This is a genomic window from Nocardioides aestuarii, from assembly GCF_039527245.1.
GTDB lineage: Bacteria > Actinomycetota > Actinomycetes > Propionibacteriales > Nocardioidaceae > Nocardioides > Nocardioides aestuarii.
This window is the reverse complement of the sequence record NZ_BAAAJT010000002.1, coordinates 1,678,380-1,697,923: the sequence shown is the minus strand read 5'-3', so window position 1 is coordinate 1,697,923 and position 19,544 is coordinate 1,678,380. Positions and strand designations below refer to the sequence as shown.

The window sequence follows — 19,544 nt, the reverse complement described above, 5'->3', positions numbered from 1 at the left end:
CATGGACTTCTCCCTGTCGCCCCGGGCCGCCGACCTGCGCGAGCGGGTCGCCGCCTTCATGGCCGAGCACGTCGAGCCGGTCGAGGAGGACTACCACCGCGACCTCGCCGCCGCGCGGGTCGAGGGCACGCAGTGGACGCCGCTCCCGGTGATCGAGGACCTCAAGGCGAAGGCCCGCGCCGAGGGGCTGTGGAACCTGTTCCTGCCCGTCGAGCACGCGGGGGACTACGCCGCGGCGTACGGCACCGACGGGGGCGAGGGACTCTCGAACGTCGACTACGCCCCGCTCGCCGAGCTCATGGGCCGCTCCGCGATCGCGCCGATCGTCTTCAACTGCAACGCGCCGGACACCGGCAACATGGAGGTGCTGCTGCGCTACGGCACCCAGGAGCAGCGCGACCGGTGGCTCGACCCGTTGCTCGACGGCCGCATCCGCTCGGCGTTCACGATGACCGAGCCGGGGGTGGCGAGCTCGGACGCGACCAACATGGAGGCGACCGCGATCGTCGACGGCGACGAGGTCGTCATCAACGGCCGCAAGTGGTGGTCGACCGGCGTCGGCCACCCCGACTGCGAGATCTTCGTCTTCATGGGTCTGACCGACCCCGACGCCGACCGCCACCACCGCCACACGATGGTGCTCGTCCCGCGCGACACCCCCGGCGTGCGGATCGAGCGGCTGCTCACGACGATGGGCTACGCCGACGAGCCGCTCGGCCACGGCGAGGTCTCCTTCACCGACGTCCGGGTCCCGGTCGGGAACATCCTGAGCGGCCCCGGCGAGGCGTTCGGCATCGCGCAGGGCCGGCTCGGACCCGGCCGGATCCACCACTGCATGCGGCTCATCGGCGCGGCCGAGGTCGCGCTCGAGGCGGCGATCCGGCGCGGTACGGCGCGCACGGCGTTCGGCAAGCCGCTGACCCACCTCGGCGGCAACCGCGAGCGGATCGCCGACGCCCGGATCGCCATCGACCAGGCGCGCCTGCTCGTGCTCCACGCGGCCTGGAAGCTGGATGCCGGCGGCCCGATGAACGCGCTGTCGGAGGTCTCCCAGATCAAGGTGGTCGTGCCGAACATGGCGCTGGGCGTCATCGACATGGCGATCCAGCTCCACGGCGGCGCCGGCATGTCCGACGACTTCCCGCTGGCGATGTCGTGGGTCAACTCCCGCACGTTGCGGCTGGCCGACGGGCCGGACGAGGTCCACCGCGGGCTGATCGCCCGGCTCGAGCTCGCGAAGCACTCGTGATTCACCCCAACCGAATGCTCGCTTCGCTCCGCTTCGGCCGGGGGCCCCGAAAATGAGCCGGGTCCTCGTCACGGGCGCGGCCCGTGGTCTCGGGGCTGCGCTGGTCGCGGCCTACCGCTCGCGGGGCGACGAGGTGCTCGCCACCGACCTCGACGGTGAGGTCGACCTGACCCTCGACGTCACCGACGACGACGACTGGGACGCCGCGGTCCACCACGTCGAGCGCACGTGGGGCGGGCTCGACGTCCTCGTCAACAACGCGGGTGTGGCCGGCGGTGGCCGCCTCGACGTCGCCACGCTCGAGGAGTGGCGCTGGATCACCGAGATCAACCTCTTCGGCCCGGTCCGCGGCACCCGCGCGTTCACCCCGGTGTTCAAGCGGCAGCGCTCGGGGCACGTCGTCAACGTCGCCTCCCTCGCCGGGCTCGTCCACCCGGCCGGGATGGCCAGCTACAACGCCGTGAAGGCCGCGGTCGTCGCCCTCACCGAGACCACCGGCCACGAGCTGGCCGGCTGGGGTGTGCGGGCGACCGCCGTCTGCCCCTCCTACTTCCGCACCGGCCTGGTCGACCGGATGCAGGGCGAGGACACCGCCCTGGGGTCCGTGATCGGCCACCTGGTCGCCACCGCGCCGCTCGGTCCGGAGGAGATCGCGGCCGAGGTCGTCGCCGCCGTCGACCGGGGCGACGAGCTGGTGCTCCCCGACCCGGCCGCGCGGGCGGCCTACGAGCTGAAGCTGCGCGACCGCGCGGCGTACGACACGACGATGCGCCACCAGGCGAGCCGACTGGAGGACCTGGCATGACCGACCCCACCACGGCCGTCCGCGACGAGGACGCCTTCGACGTCGAGGCGGTCGCCGCGTGGCTCCGGGCGCACAGCGACCGTGACCTCGCCGGCACGCCCGCCGTCCGCCAGTTCCCCGGCGGCGCCTCCAACCTGACCTACCTGCTGTCGTGGCCCGGCGGCCCCGACCTGATCCTGCGCCGGCCTCCCGCCGGTGTGAAGGCGGCGAGCGCCCACGACATGGGCCGCGAGTTCCGGATCCAGTCGGCGCTCGCCCCGGTCTTCCCGCTGGTGCCGGAGATGGTCGCCCACTGCGAGGACGAGGACGTGATCGGCTCGCCGTTCTACGTGATGACCCGCGCCGAGGGCGTGATCCCCCGGCGGGAGCTCGGCCTCGACCTGACGCCCGAGCAGACCTCGGAGCTCTGCGGCAACGTCTGGGACGTGCTGGTCGACCTCCACTCCGTCGACCTCGACGCCGCCGGGCTGCGCGACCTCGGCAAGGGGGAGGGCTACGTGGCGCGCCAGGTCGCCGGCTGGACGAAGCGCCTCGAGGGTGCCCGGACCGACGACCTCGGCGACTGGTCCGACGTCACCGGCTGGCTCGACGCCGAGCAGCCGGCCGACGTCGGGACCGTCCTGATCCACAACGACTTCCGGCTCGACAACCTCGTGCTCACCGACGACGACGCGCCGCGCGTGACCGCGGTCCTCGACTGGGAGATGGCGACGCTCGGCGACCCGCTGATGGACCTCGGCGGGTCGATGGCCTACTGGGTCCACGAGGACGACGACCCGTTCTTCCGGCAGTTCCGCCGCCAGCCGTCCAACGCGCCGGGCATGTGGCGGCGCGAGGAGGTCGTGGCCCACTACTGCGACCGGATGGGCCTGTCGGTCACCGACGACCAGTGGCGGTTCTACGAGGTCTTCGGGCTGTTCCGGCTCGCCGTGATCGCCCAGCAGATCTGGTACCGCTACGCGATGGGCCAGACCCACAACGAGGCCTACGCGGTCTTCGGCCCCGCTGTCGCCCAGCTCGAGCAGCGCTGCCGCCGGATCGTGGGGGAGGCCTGATGGGGCAGGTGCTGGTCGTCCGCCACGGGCAGGCGTCGTTCGGGGCCGACGACTACGACGTCCTCTCCTCCCACGGCGAGGACCAGGCGCGACGGCTCGGGTCGTCGCTCGCCGCCCTGTCGCCGGACCTCGTCGTCCACGGCTCGCTCAAGCGGCAGCGCGACACCGCCCGGCTGATGGCGGCCGCGGCCGGCTGGTCGGCCGAGCTGACCGAGGACGTGCGCTGGAACGAGCTCGACCAGTTCTCGCAGTTCTCGGCCATCGACCAGATGCCCGACGAGTCCGACGCCGCGGCGTTCCAGCGGTGGTACGAGACCGCGATGGGCCGGTGGAGCAGCGGCGACCACGACGACGACTACACCGAGTCCTACGCCGCCTTCCACGACCGGTCCTCGGCCGCGCTCGACGCTGCCGCCGCGGGCGGGAAGGTCGTCGCGGTCTCCTCCGGCGGCCCGATCTCGGCGCTGGTGACCCGGCTGCTCGACGGCGGCCCCGCGACGTACGCCCGGCTGCTGCCGACGACCGTCAACACCGGCGTCACCCGCATCGTCTCCGGCCGCCGCGGCCTCACCCTCGTCTCCTACAACGAGCACTCCCACCTGTCCCCGGAGCACGTGACCTACCGCTGATCCTGGGTCCGGAGGTCTCGACTCGCCCTCGCCGTGCGGCTCGGACGGCTCGACCACCTGGGACGTAGGTGGTCGAGCAGCGAGCGCCGGCGAGCGGCTGTCGAGACCTCCGGTCGGGCAGTGAACCCTCAGATCAGCCGGCGGAAGACCGGCAGCGGGGCGTGCTTCATGACCACCGACAGCGGGGCCCACGGGAGGGCGGGGACGTGGGCGACGCCGCGCTTCTTCTCGATGGCGGCGACCATGGCGGCCACGCCCTTCTCGGTCGAGACCATCATCTTGTTCTCGGCGGCCGCGACGCCGTCGTTCATCTCCGAGGCGATGTAGCCGGGGTAGAGGACGGTGAAGTCGTAGCCCTCCTTGCCGAAGAACTCGGTCCGCAGCCCCTCGACGAGGTGGGCGACGCCGGCCTTGGTGGCGGCGTAGGTCGTCATCGTCCTCGGCATGCCGCGCATCGCCGACATCGAGCTGACCATCACCAGGTGGCCGCCCTGCTGGGACCGCACGATCTCCATCGCGGCCTCGACCTGGGCGAGGGCGGCGACGAAGTTGGTCATCGCGGTCTCGCGGTTGGCGTCGAAGCGGCCGGTGCCGAGCGGAGCACCCTTGCCGAGGCCGGCGTTGACGACAAACGTGTCGATCCGGCCGAGGGCGTCGGTGAAGCCGTGGAACACGCGGAAGACCGCGTCGTGGTCGTTGACGTCGAGCGCCGCGACCTCGACCCGGCGGTCGGGGTGGGCGGCGAGGATCTCCGCCCTCAGCTCCTCGAGCCGCTCGGTACGCCGCGCGCAGAGCGCGAGGTCGTGGCCGCCGGCGGCGAACTGGCGGGCCATCTCCGCGCCCAGCCCGGAGGAGGCGCCCGTGATCAGGATCGTGGTCGTCATGAGCCCCAGTCTCGCGTAGGGTCGCGCGTCATGAGCCAGGGCCTACCAGCTGGTAACACGTGCATCGTCGGAGCGGGGGCCAGCGGGATCACCACCGCCCAGGTGCTCGCCGAGCGGGGACTGCCGTTCGACTGCTTCGAGATGGGCTCGGAGATCGGCGGCAACTGGCGCTACGACAACGACAACGGCGTCAGCTCGGCCTACCGCTCGCTCCACATCAACACCTCCCGCCAGGCGATGCAGTACGCCGCCTACCCGATGCCGGAGTCGCTGCCCGACTACCCCAGCCACTGGCAGATCGCGGCCTACTTCGACGACTTCGTCGACCACTTCGGGCTGCGCGACCGGATCACCTTCCGCACCGAGGTCACCCGCGTCCTGCCGCTCGACGGCGGCGGGTTCGACGTGACGATCCGGTCGCGCGACGGCGGCGAGCCGGAGACCCGGCGCTACGACCACGTCGTGGTCGCCAACGGCCACCACTGGGACCCGCGGTGGCCGGAGCCGTCGTTCCCCGGAGCCGAGGACTTCCCCGGCGAGCAGGTCCACGCCCACTACTACCGGACCCCCGACGTCCTCGAGGGCAAGCGCGTTGTCGTGCTCGGCATCGGCAACTCCGCCGCGGACATCGCGGTCGAGTCGTCCCGGGTCGCCCGCGAGACCTGGCTGTCGATGCGGCGCGGCGCCCACGTCATCCCGAAGTACGTCTTCGGGATGCCGACCGACCACCTGACCGACTCGCCCGTCGCCCGCACCCACCACAAGGTCCAGCAGGCGTCGATGGCGACGATGCTGCGGGTCGCGGTCGGGAAGATGACCGACTACGGCCTGCCGGAGCCCGACCACCGCATCCTCGACGCCCACCCGACCGTCAGCAGCGACCTGCTGGTCCGACTCGGACACGGCGACCTCGGGGTCAAGCCGTCGATCGAGCGGTTCGAGGGGTCGGAGGTGGTCTTCACCGACGGCAGCCGGGTCGAGGCCGACGTCGTCGTCTACTGCACCGGCTACAAGGTCAGCTTCCCGTTCCTCGACGAGGCCGTCGTCGCGCCGAGCGACAACCGGGTCGCGCTCTACCGCCGGGTGGTCGACCCCGAGCACCCCGGCCTGTTCTTCGTCGGCCTGATCCAGCCGCTCGGCTCGGTGATGCCGCTCGCGGAGGCCCAGGCCCACTGGGTCGCCGACCTGCTCGCCGGTGAGGTGACGCTGCCGGACCGGGCGGAGATGCACGCCCAGATCGCGGCGTACGACGACACGCTGCGCAAGCGCTACGTCGCCTCCAAGCGCCACACCATCCAGGTCGACGCCCACCAGTACCTCGCCGAGCTCGCCCGCGAACGCAAGCGGCGTCGCAGCTGAGTCGTGGGTTCGTGACGCGCGAGTCGCGCACGAGTGACTGCATACGTGGTATACATACCCGGTATCCACGCCCGCGGGGGACGTGGGACACGCGAGATCGGGAGACCGGGATGTCGGTGAAGCAGGCGATGCTGGCGCTGCTGGAGCAGGGGCCGATGTACGGCTACCAGCTCCGCGCGGAGTTCGAGCAGCGGACGGGGTCGACCTGGCCCCTCAACGTCGGGCAGGTCTACACGACCCTGTCCCGCCTCGAGCGTGACGGACTGGTCGAGCAGGTCGACGGCGCTGACGCCGCGCCCACGGGGGAGCGCGACAGCCAGGTCGTCTACCGGCTCACCGACAGCGGCCGGGCCGAGGTGTCGGAGTGGTTCACCACGCCGGTGCCCCGGACCCAGCCGCCGCGTGACGAGCTCGCCATCAAGCTGGCCCTCGCGGTGACGGTGCCCGGTGTGGACGTCGCGACCGTGATCCAGCGTCAGCGCTCGGCGACGATCGCGGCACTGCAGGACTACACGCGCCTCAAGCGTCAGGCCTCCGCGAGCACCGATCCGGCCGACCTCGCCTGGGGCCTCGTCCTCGACTCGCTGGTCTTCGGCGCCGAGGCGGAGGTGCGCTGGCTCGACCACTGCGAGGCCCGGTTGCGGCGGGCCGACCGGCTCAAGCCGGCCGCCCCGGCACCGTCGACGGTCGCCCAGGACGAGTCCGAGGAGGTCGTGCGATGAGCACCCAGACCCAGCCGGTGCTCCAGCTGACCGCCGTCACCCGGGTCCACGGACAGGGCGCGGCCGAGGTCCACGCCCTCCGGTCCATCGCGTTCGCGGCGTACGCCGGCGAGCTGGTCGCCGTCATGGGGCCCTCGGGCTCCGGCAAGTCGACCCTGCTCACGCTCGCGGGCGGGCTCGACACGCCAACGACCGGCACGGTCGCCGTCGAGGGCCACGACCTCGGCGCCCTGTCGCTCAAGGACCGCGCCCGGCTGCGGCGCACGTCGATCGGCTACGTGTTCCAGGACTTCAACTTGATCCCGGCGCTCACCGCGGCCGAGAACGTCGCGCTGCCGCGCGAGCTCGACGGCGTCTCCTCGCGGGTGGCCGCGCGCGAGGCGCGCGCGGCGCTCGAGGAGGTCGGGCTCGCCGACCTGGCCGACCGCTACCCCGACGAGATGTCGGGCGGCCAGCAGCAGCGGGTCGCCATCGCGCGTGCCGTCGTCGGCGACCGCCGGCTGATCCTGGCCGACGAGCCCACCGGCGCGCTGGACACCGAGACCGGTGAAGAGGTGCTCGCGCTGCTGCGCGCTCGTTGCGACGCGGGCGCAGCCGGCGTGCTGGTCACCCACGAGGCGCGCCATGCCGCCTGGGCGGACCGCGTCGTCTTCCTGCGCGACGGCATCGTGGTCGACGAGACCGGCTCGACCCCGGTCGAGGCGCTGCTCGAGCCCGAGCTGTCCCGGTGAAGGGGCTGCGGAGCTGGGTCCCCGCGCTGCGGGTGGCCCGGCGGGAGACCGTGCGTGGCCGTGGTCGCAGCATCCTGGTGCTGGTGATGATCGCCCTGCCGGTGCTGGGCGTGACCGCGGCGGACGTCGTCCGGGCGACGGCGGACGTCTCGGGGGCCGAGGCGATGGACCGCCGGCTCGGGACTGCCGATGCGCTCGTCCAGGTCCAGCGCGGGATCGAGGAGGTCGAGCAGATGCCCGACCCGATGCGCGACGGCTGGGGCGGCGGCGGGTCGCGGCCCGGCAACGACCGGCCCGACCTCGACGACCTGTCGACCGCCCTGGGTCGCGATCTGCGCGGCGTCGAGCTGCGGGAGGGCGGCGCCCGGGTCGAGACCGATGCCGGCGTCGCCGACGTCCAGGCGGTCGAGACCGAGCTGGCCGACCCCCTGACCGACGGTCTCTACCGGCTCACGGACGGGCGCGTGCCCGTCGCGCCGGACGAGGTCCTGGTGAACGGCGCCCTCGCCGAGCGCGGGATCGGTCTCGGCGACGACCTCGTCGTCCGCAACGGCCCGACCCTGGAGGTCGTCGGGATCGGCGAGAACGCGACCTACCGGGGGTTCCCGGTGGCCGTGACGACCCTCGGCGGCTTCGACCTGCGCAGCTACGGCGGTGGCGAGTGGCTCGTCGACGCCGGGGGTGACGTCACCTGGGACGACGTGCTCGCGATGAACGCGGTCGGTGGCGTCGTCACCTCGCGCGCCGTCCTGCTCGATCCGCCGCCGGCGTCCGAGCTGTCCGCCGGCCATGGCGACCAGGGCATGAGCGAGGACGCCCTCGCCGTGCTCGCGCTCGTGGTGGTCATGGCCCTGATGGAGGTCGTGCTGCTGGCCGGTCCGGCCTTCGCCGTGATCGCGCGGCGGATGCAGCGCTCCCTGGCGCTCATGGCTGCCGGAGGTGCGACGCCCCGGCAGGCCCGTCGGGTCGTGCTCGCGACCGGGCTGGTGCTCGGCACCCTCGGGTCGGCTCTGGGGGTCGTCCTCGGGCTGCTGGTGGCGTGGCTGTCGCTGCCCATCGTGCAGCGCTTCACCGACTCGTGGCTCGGCCCCTTCGACGTCCCGTGGCTCCACCTCGTCGGCATCGCCGGTTTCGGCCTGCTCTCCGCGTTCCTCGCCGCCGTCGTGCCGGCCTGGATCGCCTCGCGCCAGGACGTCGCTGCGGTGCTCGCGGGTCGCCGTGGCGAGGGGCGCCCGTCCGTGCGCTCGCCGATCCTCGGCGTGGTGCTGGTCGCGACCGGCATCGGGGTGTCCGTGTGGGGCGCCGTGGAGAAGGTGCCGCTGTCCATCGCGGTCGCCTCGGTCGTGACCGTGCTCGGCATGGTGCTGCTGGTGCCCGTCGCCGTCCAGCTGGTGTCACGGGCGGCGAAGCACCTGCCGCTGTCGACGCGCTACGCCGTGCGCGACGCCGCGCGTCACCGCACCCGGACCGTCCCGGCCGTCGCGGCGGTGGCCGCCACCGTGGCCGGAGTGGTCGCCCTCGGGATCGCGACCGCGAGCGACGAGGAGCAGAGCGAGGCGACCTACACCCATCGGCTCGGCATGGGCCAGGCCTCGCTCACGTCGTACGGCGCCAAGCCGGACTGGGCCGCCTACGAGGCGGCCGCCCGGCAGTTCGTGCCCGACGCCCGGGTCGCGCCCGTGACCGGTCTCGCCGACGGCGGCCGACGCTGGACGAACGTGGGCTTCCGCGTCGACGGGCGGGGTCGCGTGCTCTCGATGTGGAGCTCGTGGGTCACCTCCGTGCCCGTGAGCACCGACGGGCAGGTGCCGGACGTCGTCCAGGGCCTCTCCGAGGAGCAGGAGCAGGCTGCGCAGGACGTGCTCGCCGCGGGTGGCGTCGTCGTGTTCACCGACCGGGGTGTCGAGGGGGAGGAGGCCGAGGTGGTCGCCCGCCGCTACGAGAAGCGTGGACCGGTCGACCGCACGCGTGCCACCCTCCCGGCGCTCGTGGTGCCGGTGACCGGCCGGGAGGCGACCGTGTCCGGAATCCTGTCGGCCGCGGCCGCCGACCGGCTCGGAGTCGACTACCGGACGGTCGGACTGGTGCTCGACGGCGTGCCCATCACCCCGGAGCAGGAGGCCGACGTCACCGAGGCCCTCGGGTCGCTCGGCGACACCATGGAGTTCTACGTCGAGCGCGGCTACCAGCCCGACGACGACTACGTCATCATCCTGCTGATCCTCGGTGGGCTGGGGGCGCTGCTGATGCTCGGCGGCACCCTCACGGCGACGTTCCTGTCGGTCTCGGACGCCAAGCCCGACCTGGCCACCCTCGCGGCCGTCGGGGCCTCGCCCCGCACCCGGCGCCGGGTCGCGGCGTCGTACGCCCTGGTGATCGGGGCGCTCGGGGCGGTGCTGGGGACGCTGGTCGGGTTCGTCCCCGGGATCGCGGCGACCTACCCGCTCACCGGGGCCGACTGGGTGCAGGACCTCGACCCGGCGCTCCCGAGCCACTTCCTCGACGTGCCGTGGCTGCTGATCGGCTCGCTGGTGCTCGCCCTCCCGCTGGTCACCGCGGCCATCGTCGGCGTCACCACCCGCTCCCGCCTCCCCTTGGTCGCGCGCATCGACTGAGGGCGAGTCGTGGGTTCGTGACGTCCGAGTCGCGGGTTTGGGTCCCCTGGAGGTCACCAACCCGCGACTCGGCGGTCACACGTCCACGACTCGGCCGAACAAACAGTCAGGCTTGACTGTTTGTTTGTACGCCGCCACGATGGCGTGGTGAGCAGCACGACCCGGACGCCCCAGGCCGACCGCACGCGCGCGATGCGCCAGCGGTTGCTGGAGGCGACGGTCGAGGTGCTGGTCGAGCGGGGGTTCTCCGGCACGTCGACGACGCTGGTCTCCGAACGGGCGGGGGTGTCGCGCGGGGCGCAGCTCCACCACTTCCCGACCAAGAACGACCTCGTCGTGGCCGCGGTCGAGCACCTGACCGAGCGCCGCGGCGCCGAGCTCGCCCAGACGCTCGCGACCGTGCCGCGGGGGGCGGGGCGCACGAAGGCGGTGGTCCGGGTCCTCGGCGACCACTTCACCTCGCCCGTCTTCGCCGCCGCGCTCGAGCTGTGGGTCGCCGCCCGCACCGACGCCACCCTGCTCGCCGCCGTCGCCCCGCTCGAGCAGCGGGTCGGGCGCGAGGCCCACCGGCTGACCGTCGACGCGCTGGGGGTCGACGAGCAGCGCCCCGGCGACCGCGAGCTCGTGCAGGCCACCCTCGACCTGGTGCGCGGCCTCGGCCTGGCAGCCACGATCACCGACGACACCCGCCGCCGCACCCGCATCCTCGACCGGTGGGCCGCGACCCTCGACGCACAGCTGGGAGCCCGATGACCGACACCCTGCAGCAGGTCCTCGCCGACCTCACGGCGGTCGGCAACCGCCTGGAGTCCCTGGTGGTCGACCTGTCCGAGGAGGGCTGGCGCACGCCCACCCCGGCCCCCGGCTGGGACGTCGCCACCCAGGTCGCCCACCTCGCCTGGACCGACGAGGCCGCCCTGGCCGCGGCCTCCGACCAGGAGGCCTGGGACGCGCTCGTGCTCACCGCGCTCGAGGACCCCGACGGCTTCGTCGACCGCACCGCGCTCGAGGGCGGCGCCGTCGCCCCCGATGCCCTGCTGGCCCGCTGGCGCGAGGCCCGCACGACCCTCACCGGCGCGCTGCAGGACCACCCGACCGGGGAGAAGATGCCGTGGTTCGGCCCGCCGATGTCGGCGACGTCGATGGCCACAGCCCGCTACATGGAGACCTGGGCCCACTCCCTCGACGTGCACGCCGCGCTCGACGCCGAGCCGGTCGTCGACGACGGCATCCGCAACGTCGCCCACCTCGGAGTCCGCACCCGTCGCTTCTCCTTCGCCACGCACGGCCTCGACGCGCCGACCGAGGAGGTGCGGGTCGAGCTGACCGCCCCCAGCGGCGACCTGTGGGTGTGGGGCCCCGAGGACGCCAGCCAGTCGGTGCGCGGCTCGGCGTACGACTTCTGCCTGCTCGTCACCCAGCGCGTCCACCGCGACGACACCGACCTGGTCGGTCAGGGGCGCGAGGCCAACGAGTGGCTGACCATCGCCCAGTGCTTCGCCGGCCCGCCGGGAGAGGGGCGCGAGCGCGCGTGATCATCGGCAACTGCTCCGGCTTCTACGGCGACCGGCTCGCGGCCATGCGCGAGCAGCTCGAGGGTGGCGACCTCGACTACCTCACGGGCGACTACCTCGCCGAGCTCACGATGCTCATCCTCGGGCGCGACCAGCTCAAGGACGCCTCCCTCGGCTACGCCCGCACCTTCGTCCGCCAGCTCGAGGACTGCCTCGGCCTCGCCCTCGAGCGCGGCGTCCACATCGTCAGCAACGCCGGCGGCCTCAACCCCGCCGGCCTCGCCGACAAGGTCCGGGAGGTCGCCCGCGGCCTCGGCCTCGACGTGGCCGTCGTCCACGTCGAGGGAGACGACCTCCGGCACCGTGCCGACGAGATGGGCTTCGACGGCGCCCTGACCGCCAACGCCTACCTCGGCGGCGCCGGGATCGCCGCCGCCCTGGGGGCCGGCGCCGACGTCGTAGTGACCGGCCGGGTCACCGACGCGTCGCTCGTCGTCGGTCCCGCCATGGCTCACCACGGCTGGACGCCAGAGCAGCACGACGCCCTCGCGGGCGCCGTCGTCGCCGGCCACGTCCTCGAGTGCGGCGCGCAGGCGACCGGCGGCAACTTCAGCGGCTTCCTCGACCTCCCGGAGTCGGCGCGCACGGCCCCCCTCGGCTTCCCCCTCGCCGAGGTCGCGGCCGACGGCAGCAGCGTCATCACCAAGCACGACGGCACCGGTGGCGCCGTCACCGTCGACACCGTCACCGCCCAGCTGCTCTACGAGGTCCAGTCGACGCGCTACCTCGGCCCCGACGTGACCGTCGACCTGACCTCGGTCCGGCTCGAGCAGGTCGGGCCCGACCGGGTCGCGATCACCGGCGTCCGCGGCCAGGCGCCGCCCGAGCAGCTCAAGGTCTGCGTCAACGAGCTCGGCGGTTTTCGCAACCAGGCCGAGCTCGTCCTCACCGGGCTCCGCGTCGAGGAGAAGGCGGCGTGGGTCCGCGACCAGGTCGAGGCCGCCCTCGACCCGCGACCGGCCGAGGTGGCCTGGTCCGAGGTGGTCGCGCCCCCGGCCGACGCCGTCACCGAGGAGGCCGCGTCGGTGCTGCTGCGCTGCACGGTGAAGGACCCCGAGGCCGGCCCGGTCGGGCGCCCCTTCACCGCGGCCGTCGTCGAGCTCGCGCTGGCGTCCTACCCGGGTTTCACGGTGACGGCCCCGCCGGCCGCGCCGACGCCCTACGGGATCTACCGGCCGGCGTACGTCGCCCGCGACCGCGTCGAGCACACCGTCGTGCACGCCGACGGCCGGCGCGAGGTCGTGGCCGACCCGCCGACCGCGGGGCCGGTCGAGGACCGCACCGGCACCCGGCCCTCGCCCTACCCCCACCCCTCCGACCGGCTCACCCGCCGGCTCCCGCTCGGCACGTTCGTCCACGCCCGCTCCGGTGACAAGGGCGGCGACGCCAACCTCGGGCTGTGGGTCGCCCACGACGACAGCGCGAAGTACGCCGACCGCGTGGAGTGGCTGGCGAAGCTGATCACGCCGCAGAAGATCCGCGAGCTGGTGCCGGAGTCGCGCGACCTCGAGGTCGAGGTCTTCCTGCTGCCGAACCTCGGCGGCGTCAACGTCCTGCTCCGGGGCCTGCTGGGTGAGGGTGTGGCGGCGTCCACGAGGTTCGACCCGCAGGCGAAGGGCCTCGGGGAGTGGGTCCGCTCGCGGTCGGTCTCGATCGAGGACCGGCTCCTGTGACCGCGGCGACCCCTGAGCGGGGGGCGCTGAAGCAGGCCGCGGCGGACTTCTGCCGCCGCCACGTCGTGCCCCACCTCGACGAGTGGGAGGCGGCGGGCGAGGTGCCGCGGGCGCTGCACGCCGCCGCCGCGAAGCAGGGGTTGCTCGGGGTCTCGTTCCCCGAGTCGGTCGGCGGCGAGGGTGGCGACCTGCTCGACTCGATCGCCGTGCAGGAGGGCTTCCTCGAGGCCGGCGCCAGCAGCGGCCTGCTCGCGGCGCTCTTCACCGGCGGCATCGCCCTGCCCCACCTCGCCGCGACCGGTGACGCCCATCTCGTCGACCGGTTCGTCAGGCCGGCGCTCGCCGGTGAGCTGATCGGCAGCCTCGCGGTCACCGAGCCGGGCGGCGGCTCCGACGTCGCGAACCTCCGGACCACAGCGGTCCGAGACGGTGACCACTTCGTCGTCAACGGCACCAAGACCTTCATCACCTCGGGGGTCCGGGCCGACTTCGTCACGACGGCCGTGCGCACGGGCGGCGCCGGTCACGCCGGCATCAGCCTGCTGGTGGTCGAGAAGGGCACTCCCGGCCTCACTGTCGACCGCGCACTGACCAAGATGGGCTGGCACTGCTCCGACACCGCCGAGCTCGGCTACGCCGACGTGCGGGTCCCGGCCGCGAACCTGGTCGGCGCCGAGAACAGCGGCTTCGCGCAGATCGCCGAGCAGTTCGTCGTCGAGCGGATCGCGCTCGCCGTGCACGCCTACGGCATCGCCGCCCGCAGCCTCGAGCTCGCGGCGGCGTACGTCCGCGAGCGCGAGGCGTTCGGCAGGCCGCTGGTGAGGAACCAGGTGGTGCGCCACACGCTGGTGGAGATGCGGCGGCAGGTCGAGGTCGCGCGCACCTACACCCACGCGGTGGCGCGCCGGCACGTCGCGGGCGAGTCGGTCGTCGCCGAGGCGTGCCTGGCGAAGAAGACCGCGACCGAGTGCGCGACCTACGTCTGTGACCACGCGGTGCAGCTCCACGGCGGCACCGGCTACCTGACCGGGACCGAGGTGGAGCGGCACTACCGCGACGCGCGGATCCTCCCCATCGGGGGAGGAGCCTCCGAGGTCCTGACCGACCTGACCGCACGACTGATGGGATACGCCTGATGCTTCCGCCCGTGAAGATGTTCCTGCGACCGCTGACCGGGGAGGTGTCGGTCCACATGGACGCGTCGCCGGCCGTCGTCTGGGACCTCGTCTCCGACGTGACCCGGATCGGGGAGTTCAGCCCCGAGACGTTCGAGGCGAAGTGGCGCCACGGCTACGACGGGCCCGCGGTGGGCGCGAAGTTCAAGGGCCACGTGAAGCGCAACGGCGTCGGCCCGACCTACTGGAGCGCCTGCACCGTCACCGCCTGCGAACCCGAGCGGCTCTTCGAGTTCTCCGTCGGCACCGACGACATCGCGGTCAACAACTGGGGCTACCGGCTCGAGCCGGACGGCGACGGCACGCTGGTCACGGAGTACTTCCGGCTCGAGCCCAACCTCGCCATGCGGCTCTACTGGCTCGTGCTCGGCCCCTTCCGTGGCCGCACCAACGAGAAGGGCATGCGCACGACGCTGGAGCGGATGAAGGCCGTGGTCGAGCGTGACCACTAACAGGGAGGCGATGCTCGAGAAGCTCGAGTCCCTCGACGCCGAGCACGCCAAGGCCGTCGCGGGCGGCGGCGAGAAGTACGTCGACCGCCACCACGCGCGGGGCAAGCTGCTGCCGCGCGAGCGGATCGAGCTCCTCGTCGACCCCGGCAGCGCCTTCCTCGAGCTCTCCCCGCTCGCCGGGTGGGGCTCCGACTTCGCCGTCGGGGCGAGCGTCGTCACCGGCATCGGGGTGATCGAGGGCGTCGAGTGCCTGATCACCGCCAACGACCCGACGGTCAAGGGCGGGGCGAGCAACCCGTGGACGGTCAAGAAGGGGTTCCGCGCGGCGCAGATCGCCGAGGAGAACGGCCTGCCGACGGTCTCGCTGGTCGAGTCGGGCGGCGCCGACCTGCCGACCCAGAAGGAGATCTTCATCCCCGGTGGGAAGGCGTTCCGCGACCTCACGCGCGCCAGCGCCCGCAAGCAGCCGACGATCGCCCTGGTCTTCGGCAACTCCACCGCGGGCGGCGCCTACATCCCGGGGATGTCCGACTACACGGTCATGGTCAGGGAGCAGGCCAAGGTGTTCCTCGGCGGGCCGCCGCTGGTGAAGATGGCGACCGGTGAGGAGTCCGACGACGAGAGCCTCGGCGGTGCCGAGATGCACGCCCGTACGTCGGGCCTCGCCGACCACCTCGCCGAGGACGAGCACGACGCGATCCGGATCGGTCGCCGCATCGTCGCCCGCCTCAACCGCGAGCGGCGCGGCCTCACCCCGGCGTACACCGAGCCGGACGCGGACCCCGACGGCCTGCTCGACCTGGTCCCCGCCGACCTCAAGGAGCCGTTCGACCCCCGCGACGTGATCGCCCGGGTGGTGGACGGGGTCTCACGCGACAACGCGGTCGCCTTCGACGAGTTCAAGCCCCTCTACGGCTCCTCGCTGGTGACCGGCTGGGCCCGGATCCACGGCCACCCGGTCGGGATCCTCGCCAACGCCCAGGGCGTGCTCTTCAGCGAGGAGGCGCAGAAGGCGACGCAGTTCATCCAGCTCGCCAACCAGGTCGACACCCCGCTGCTGTTCCTGCACAACACGACCGGCTACATGGTCGGCGCGGACTACGAGCAGGGCGGCATCATCAAGCACGGCGCGATGATGATCAACGCGGTCTCCAACTCCACCGTGCCGCACCTGTCGGTGATCATGGGCGCCTCCTACGGCGCCGGCAACTACGGCATGAACGGGCGCGCCTTCGACCCCCGGTTCCTCTTCACCTGGCCCTCGGCGAAGTCGGCCGTCATGGGGCCGGCGCAGCTCGCCGGCGTGCTCTCGATCGTGGCCCGCGCCGCGGCCGAGGCGAAGGGTCAGGACTACGACGAGGAGGGTGACGCCGGGATGCGCGCCTACGTCGAGCAGATGGTCGAGGAGGCCTCGCTGCCCTACGCGCTGTCCGGGATGCTCTACGACGACGGCGTCATCGACCCCCGCGACACCCGGACCGTGCTCGGCATCTGCCTCTCCGTCATCGCCAACAAGCCCGTCGTCGGCACCGACCGCTTCGGCGTCTTCAGGATGTGACCGGGATGATCCGACGACTGATGGTGGCCAACCGCGGCGAGATCGCGTCGCGGGTCTTCCGCACCTGCCGGGCCCTCGGCATCGAGACCGTCGCGGTCCACTCCGACGCGGACGCCGACCTGCCCTACGTCCGCGAGGCCGACCTCGCGGTCCGGCTGCCCGGCAACACGCCGGCCGAGACCTACCTCGACGTGGCCCTGCTGCTCGACGCCGCCCGGCGTACGGGCGCGGACGCGATCCACCCCGGCTACGGGTTCCTCTCCGAGAACGCCGGCTTCGCCGCGGCGGTCGAGGACGCCGGTCTCACGTGGGTCGGCCCGACGCCGGCCTCGATCGAGGCGATGGGCTCCAAGGTCGAGGCCAAGCGGATCATGCGCGAGGCCGGCGTTCCCGTGCTCGAGGCACCCGCCCAGCCGACCGAGTCCGACCTCCCGCTGATCGTGAAGGCCTCGGCGGGTGGTGGTGGTCGTGGCATGCGGATCGTCCGGTCGCTCGACGCCCTCGACCGCGAGGTCGCGGCCGCGCGGGCCGAGGCCGAGAGCGCGTTCGGTGACGGCACCGTGTTCGTCGAGCCCTACGTCGAGCACGGCCGCCACGTCGAGGTGCAGGTCGTCGGCAGCAGCGTCTACGGCGACCGCGACTGCTCGCTGCAGCGCCGCCACCAGAAGGTGGTCGAGGAGGCACCGGCGCCCGGGCTCGACGACGCCGTCCGGACGGCGATGCACGACGCCGCACGGGCGGCAGCGGAGGCGATCGACTACCGCGGGGCGGGCACCGTCGAGTTCCTCCTGGACCCGGCGACCCGCCGGTTCTGGTTCCTCGAGATGAACACGCGGCTCCAGGTCGAGCACCCGGTCACCGAGGCGGTGCAGGGCGTCGACCTGGTCGAGCTCCAACTGCGCGTCGCCGAGTCCGACTGGTTCATGGGCTGGGGTGGTGAGCCGGACGGCCACGCGATCGAGGTCCGCCTCTACGCCGAGGACCCGGCCGCCGACCACGCGCCGCAGAGCGGGGTGCTGACCCGGTTCGAGATCCCGGCCGAGGACGGGGTCCGCATCGACGCCGGCTACGAGTCCGGCTCGGAGGTCTCGACCTTCTACGACGCCATGCTGGCCAAGGTCGTGGCCCACGCGCCGACGCGCACCGCCGCGGCACGCAGGCTCGCCGGCGTCCTGTCGCGCGCGACGATCCACGGCGTCCCCACCAACCGCGACCAGCTGGTCGCGATCCTGCGCGACCCGCGCTTCCTGGCCGGCGAGGTGTCGACCGCGCTGCTGCCCGAGGTGCAGGTCCCCCCGCTCGACCCGGCGTGGGCGCCGGTGGCGGCCGCGCTCGCGATCGCCGAGCACGACGCGGCGCTCCGCACCGTCCAGCGGGGCATCCCCGTCGGCTGGCGCAACGTGACCTCCCAGCCCCAGCTGACGCTGCTCGACGACCAGCCCGTCGCGTGGTGGGGAGGTCGCGACGGCTATCGCGTCGACGGCGCGACGGTGGTCGCCGCGTCCCCGACGGCCGTGACGCTCGAGGTCGACGGCGTCAGGACGACCTACGCCGTGGTGGTGGGGGACGGTGCCGTGGACGTCGACTGGCCCGGTGGCCACGCGGCGTACGCCCGGACGCCGCGGTTCACCGACCCGGCCGACGCCGTGGCGAGCGGCAGCCTGCTGGCGCCGATGCCCGGCACGGTCACCGCCGTGCACGTCGCCGCCGGTGACGAGGTCGCGGCCGGCCAGCCGGTGCTGGTGCTCGAGGCGATGAAGATGCAGCACACCGTGGCGGCGCCGACCGCCGGCACGGTGACCGAGATCGGCGTGGAGACCGGCGCGCAGGTCGCGGCCGGCGAGGTCCTGGCCGTGGTGGCGGAGACAGTGGAGGAAGAGCAGTGAGCAACAACTTCAGCGAGACCGAGGAGCGGCAGGAGCTGCGCAAGGCGGTCAGGAAGCTGGCCGGCAAGTACGGGCGCGAGTGGTTCACCGAGAAGGCGCGGTCGGGCGAGAAGACGACCGAGCTGTGGCTCGAGGTCGGGAAGAACGGCTATCTCGGCATCAACATCCCCGAGGAGTACGGCGGCGGTGGTGGCGGCATCGGCGACATCGCCGCGGTCTGCGAGGAGCTCGCCGCGCAGGGGTGCCCGCTGCTGCTGATGGTCGTCAGCCCCGCGATCTGCGGCACGATCATCACCCGCTACGGCACGGAGGAGCAGAAGCAGCGGTGGCTGCCCGGGATCTGTGACGGCACCGGGACCATGGCCTTCGCCATCACCGAGCCGGACGCCGGCACCAACACCCACAACATCTCGACGACCGCCCGGCGCGACGGCGACGAGTGGGTCCTCAACGGTCGCAAGATCTACATCTCGGGCGTCGACGAGGCCGAGAACGTGCTGGTCGTCGCGCGTGCCGAGGACGCTCGCACCGGCAAGGTGAAGCCAGTGCTGTTCGTCGTCCCGACCGACGCCGACGGCTTCGAGGCGCAGCCGATCCCGATGGAGATCGTCAGCCCCGAGCTGCAGTTCACGGTGTTCCTCGACGACGTCCGGCTGCCGGCCGACAGCGTCGTGGGGGACGAGGACGGCGGCCTCGTCCAGCTCTTCGCGGGCCTCAACCCGGAGCGGATCATGGCCGCCTCGTTCTCGACCGGGCTCGCGCGCTACGCGCTCGACCGCGCCGTCTCCTACGCCAAGGAGCGCACGGTCTTCCAGGGCCCGATCGGCGGGCACCAGGCGGTCGCCCACCCGCTGGCGCAGAGCCACATCGAGGTCGAGATGGCGCGGCTGATGACCCAGAAGGCGGCCGCGCTCTACGACGCGGGCGACGACATGGGCGCGGGCGAGGCGGCCAACATGGCGAAGTACGCCGCGGCGGAAGCCTCCTGCGACGCGGTGGACCGCGCCGTCCAGGCCCACGGCGGCAACGGCATCACCCAGGAGTACGGCATGGCCGGCCTCCTCGTCGCCGCCCGCGCCGGCCGGATCGCCCCGGTCAGCCGCGAGATGATCCTCAACTTCGTCGCGATGCACTCGCTGGGGCTGCCGAAGTCCTACTGACGCTGTCAGGATCGCCG

General features: G+C 73.0%; 17 protein-coding genes. 16 read left to right on the top strand and 1 reads right to left on the bottom strand.

The window, feature by feature from the left end; translation table 11 throughout:
- Position 1 precedes the first annotated feature (1 nt).
- The 4 genes from ABD091_RS08605 to ABD091_RS08590 are packed head-to-tail and all read left to right on the top strand — an operon-like array spanning position 2 to position 3,738.
- Positions 2-1,249 (top strand): acyl-CoA dehydrogenase family protein, encoded by a 1,248-nt coding sequence (locus ABD091_RS08605; protein ID WP_343917395.1) that lies wholly within the window; start codon positions 2-4, stop codon positions 1,247-1,249.
- A gap of 52 nt (positions 1,250-1,301) precedes the next feature.
- Positions 1,302-2,054 (top strand): SDR family NAD(P)-dependent oxidoreductase, encoded by a 753-nt coding sequence (locus tag ABD091_RS08600; RefSeq protein ID WP_343917393.1) that lies wholly within the window; start codon positions 1,302-1,304, stop codon positions 2,052-2,054.
- Positions 2,051-3,109 (top strand): phosphotransferase family protein, encoded by a 1,059-nt coding sequence (locus ABD091_RS08595; protein WP_343917391.1) that lies wholly within the window; start codon positions 2,051-2,053, stop codon positions 3,107-3,109. The genes ABD091_RS08600 and ABD091_RS08595 overlap by 4 nt, the downstream gene beginning before the upstream one ends.
- Positions 3,109-3,738 (top strand): histidine phosphatase family protein, encoded by a 630-nt coding sequence (locus tag ABD091_RS08590; protein WP_343917389.1) that lies wholly within the window; start codon positions 3,109-3,111, stop codon positions 3,736-3,738. Before ABD091_RS08595 ends, ABD091_RS08590 begins: the two co-directional genes overlap by 1 nt.
- 128 nt (positions 3,739-3,866) lie before the next feature.
- On the opposite strand, the gene ABD091_RS08585 is transcribed toward ABD091_RS08590, so the two are convergent.
- A complete protein-coding gene (locus ABD091_RS08585; RefSeq protein WP_343917387.1) occupies positions 3,867-4,622 on the bottom strand; it encodes an SDR family oxidoreductase in 756 nt (251 codons plus the stop codon).
- Positions 4,623-4,652: 30 nt separating this feature from the next.
- Between ABD091_RS08585 and ABD091_RS08580 the strand changes: the two genes are divergently transcribed.
- The 12 genes from ABD091_RS08580 (at position 4,653) to ABD091_RS08525 (ending at position 19,527) form a co-directional block, all read left to right on the top strand.
- Positions 4,653-5,981: a flavin-containing monooxygenase gene (locus ABD091_RS08580; protein WP_343917385.1), complete on the top strand. Its 1,329-nt coding sequence runs from the start codon at positions 4,653-4,655 to the stop codon at positions 5,979-5,981.
- Between the two features lie 110 nt (positions 5,982-6,091).
- Positions 6,092-6,703 carry a PadR family transcriptional regulator gene (locus ABD091_RS08575; RefSeq protein WP_343917383.1) on the top strand — a complete coding sequence of 204 codons (612 nt, stop codon included), beginning with the start codon at positions 6,092-6,094 and terminating at the stop codon, positions 6,701-6,703.
- A complete protein-coding gene (locus ABD091_RS08570) occupies positions 6,700-7,434 on the top strand; it encodes an ABC transporter ATP-binding protein (RefSeq protein WP_343917381.1) in 735 nt (244 codons plus the stop codon). The genes ABD091_RS08575 and ABD091_RS08570 overlap by 4 nt, the downstream gene beginning before the upstream one ends.
- Positions 7,431-10,049: an FtsX-like permease family protein gene (locus ABD091_RS08565; RefSeq protein ID WP_343917378.1), complete on the top strand. Its 2,619-nt coding sequence runs from the start codon at positions 7,431-7,433 to the stop codon at positions 10,047-10,049. The genes ABD091_RS08570 and ABD091_RS08565 overlap by 4 nt, the downstream gene beginning before the upstream one ends.
- A gap of 147 nt (positions 10,050-10,196) precedes the next feature.
- Positions 10,197-10,802, top strand: coding sequence for a TetR/AcrR family transcriptional regulator (locus ABD091_RS08560; protein ID WP_343917376.1), 606 nt, complete (start codon positions 10,197-10,199; stop codon positions 10,800-10,802).
- Positions 10,799-11,584 carry a TIGR03084 family metal-binding protein gene (locus tag ABD091_RS08555; protein ID WP_343917374.1) on the top strand — a complete coding sequence of 262 codons (786 nt, stop codon included), beginning with the start codon at positions 10,799-10,801 and terminating at the stop codon, positions 11,582-11,584. Before ABD091_RS08560 ends, ABD091_RS08555 begins: the two co-directional genes overlap by 4 nt.
- Positions 11,581-13,296, top strand: a complete 1,716-nt coding sequence (locus tag ABD091_RS08550) for an acyclic terpene utilization AtuA family protein (RefSeq protein ID WP_343917372.1) — start codon at positions 11,581-11,583, stop codon at positions 13,294-13,296. The genes ABD091_RS08555 and ABD091_RS08550 overlap by 4 nt, the downstream gene beginning before the upstream one ends.
- Positions 13,293-14,432, top strand: a complete 1,140-nt coding sequence (locus tag ABD091_RS08545) for an acyl-CoA dehydrogenase family protein (protein WP_343917370.1) — start codon at positions 13,293-13,295, stop codon at positions 14,430-14,432. Before ABD091_RS08550 ends, ABD091_RS08545 begins: the two co-directional genes overlap by 4 nt.
- The gene (locus tag ABD091_RS08540) at positions 14,432-14,923 is read left to right on the top strand and encodes an SRPBCC family protein (protein WP_343917368.1); all 492 of its coding nucleotides are present in this window, start codon (positions 14,432-14,434) and stop codon (positions 14,921-14,923) included. The genes ABD091_RS08545 and ABD091_RS08540 overlap by 1 nt, the downstream gene beginning before the upstream one ends.
- A 10-nt stretch (positions 14,924-14,933) precedes the next feature.
- Positions 14,934-16,481 (top strand): acyl-CoA carboxylase subunit beta, encoded by a 1,548-nt coding sequence (locus tag ABD091_RS08535; protein WP_343920920.1) that lies wholly within the window; start codon positions 14,934-14,936, stop codon positions 16,479-16,481.
- Positions 16,482-16,486: 5 nt separating this feature from the next.
- Complete coding sequence (locus ABD091_RS08530; RefSeq protein ID WP_343917366.1) at positions 16,487-18,367, top strand: acetyl/propionyl/methylcrotonyl-CoA carboxylase subunit alpha; 1,881 nt, start codon at positions 16,487-16,489, stop codon at positions 18,365-18,367.
- Positions 18,364-19,527 carry an acyl-CoA dehydrogenase family protein gene (locus ABD091_RS08525; protein WP_343917364.1) on the top strand — a complete coding sequence of 388 codons (1,164 nt, stop codon included), beginning with the start codon at positions 18,364-18,366 and terminating at the stop codon, positions 19,525-19,527. The genes ABD091_RS08530 and ABD091_RS08525 overlap by 4 nt, the downstream gene beginning before the upstream one ends.
- Positions 19,528-19,544 lie beyond the last annotated feature (17 nt).

What these genes read in the sequence shown, in the direction of transcription:
- ABD091_RS08540 (WP_343917368.1), top strand. Translation starts at nt 14,432, where the DNA reads ATGCTTCCGCCCGTGAAGATGTTCCTGCGACCGCTGACCGGGGAGGTG.
- ABD091_RS08600 (WP_343917393.1), top strand. Translation starts at nt 1,302, where the DNA reads ATGAGCCGGGTCCTCGTCACGGGCGCGGCCCGTGGTCTCGGGGCTGCG.
- ABD091_RS08590 (WP_343917389.1), top strand. Translation starts at nt 3,109, where the DNA reads ATGGGGCAGGTGCTGGTCGTCCGCCACGGGCAGGCGTCGTTCGGGGCC.
- ABD091_RS08575 (WP_343917383.1), top strand. Translation starts at nt 6,092, where the DNA reads ATGTCGGTGAAGCAGGCGATGCTGGCGCTGCTGGAGCAGGGGCCGATG.
- ABD091_RS08585 (WP_343917387.1), bottom strand. Translation starts at nt 4,622, where the DNA reads ATGACGACCACGATCCTGATCACGGGCGCCTCCTCCGGGCTGGGCGCG.
- ABD091_RS08580 (WP_343917385.1), top strand. Translation starts at nt 4,653, where the DNA reads ATGAGCCAGGGCCTACCAGCTGGTAACACGTGCATCGTCGGAGCGGGG.
- ABD091_RS08605 (WP_343917395.1), top strand. Translation starts at nt 2, where the DNA reads ATGGACTTCTCCCTGTCGCCCCGGGCCGCCGACCTGCGCGAGCGGGTC.
- ABD091_RS08595 (WP_343917391.1), top strand. Translation starts at nt 2,051, where the DNA reads ATGACCGACCCCACCACGGCCGTCCGCGACGAGGACGCCTTCGACGTC.
- ABD091_RS08535 (WP_343920920.1), top strand. Translation starts at nt 14,934, where the DNA reads ATGCTCGAGAAGCTCGAGTCCCTCGACGCCGAGCACGCCAAGGCCGTC.
- ABD091_RS08555 (WP_343917374.1), top strand. Translation starts at nt 10,799, where the DNA reads ATGACCGACACCCTGCAGCAGGTCCTCGCCGACCTCACGGCGGTCGGC.
- ABD091_RS08530 (WP_343917366.1), top strand. Translation starts at nt 16,487, where the DNA reads ATGATCCGACGACTGATGGTGGCCAACCGCGGCGAGATCGCGTCGCGG.
- ABD091_RS08570 (WP_343917381.1), top strand. Translation starts at nt 6,700, where the DNA reads ATGAGCACCCAGACCCAGCCGGTGCTCCAGCTGACCGCCGTCACCCGG.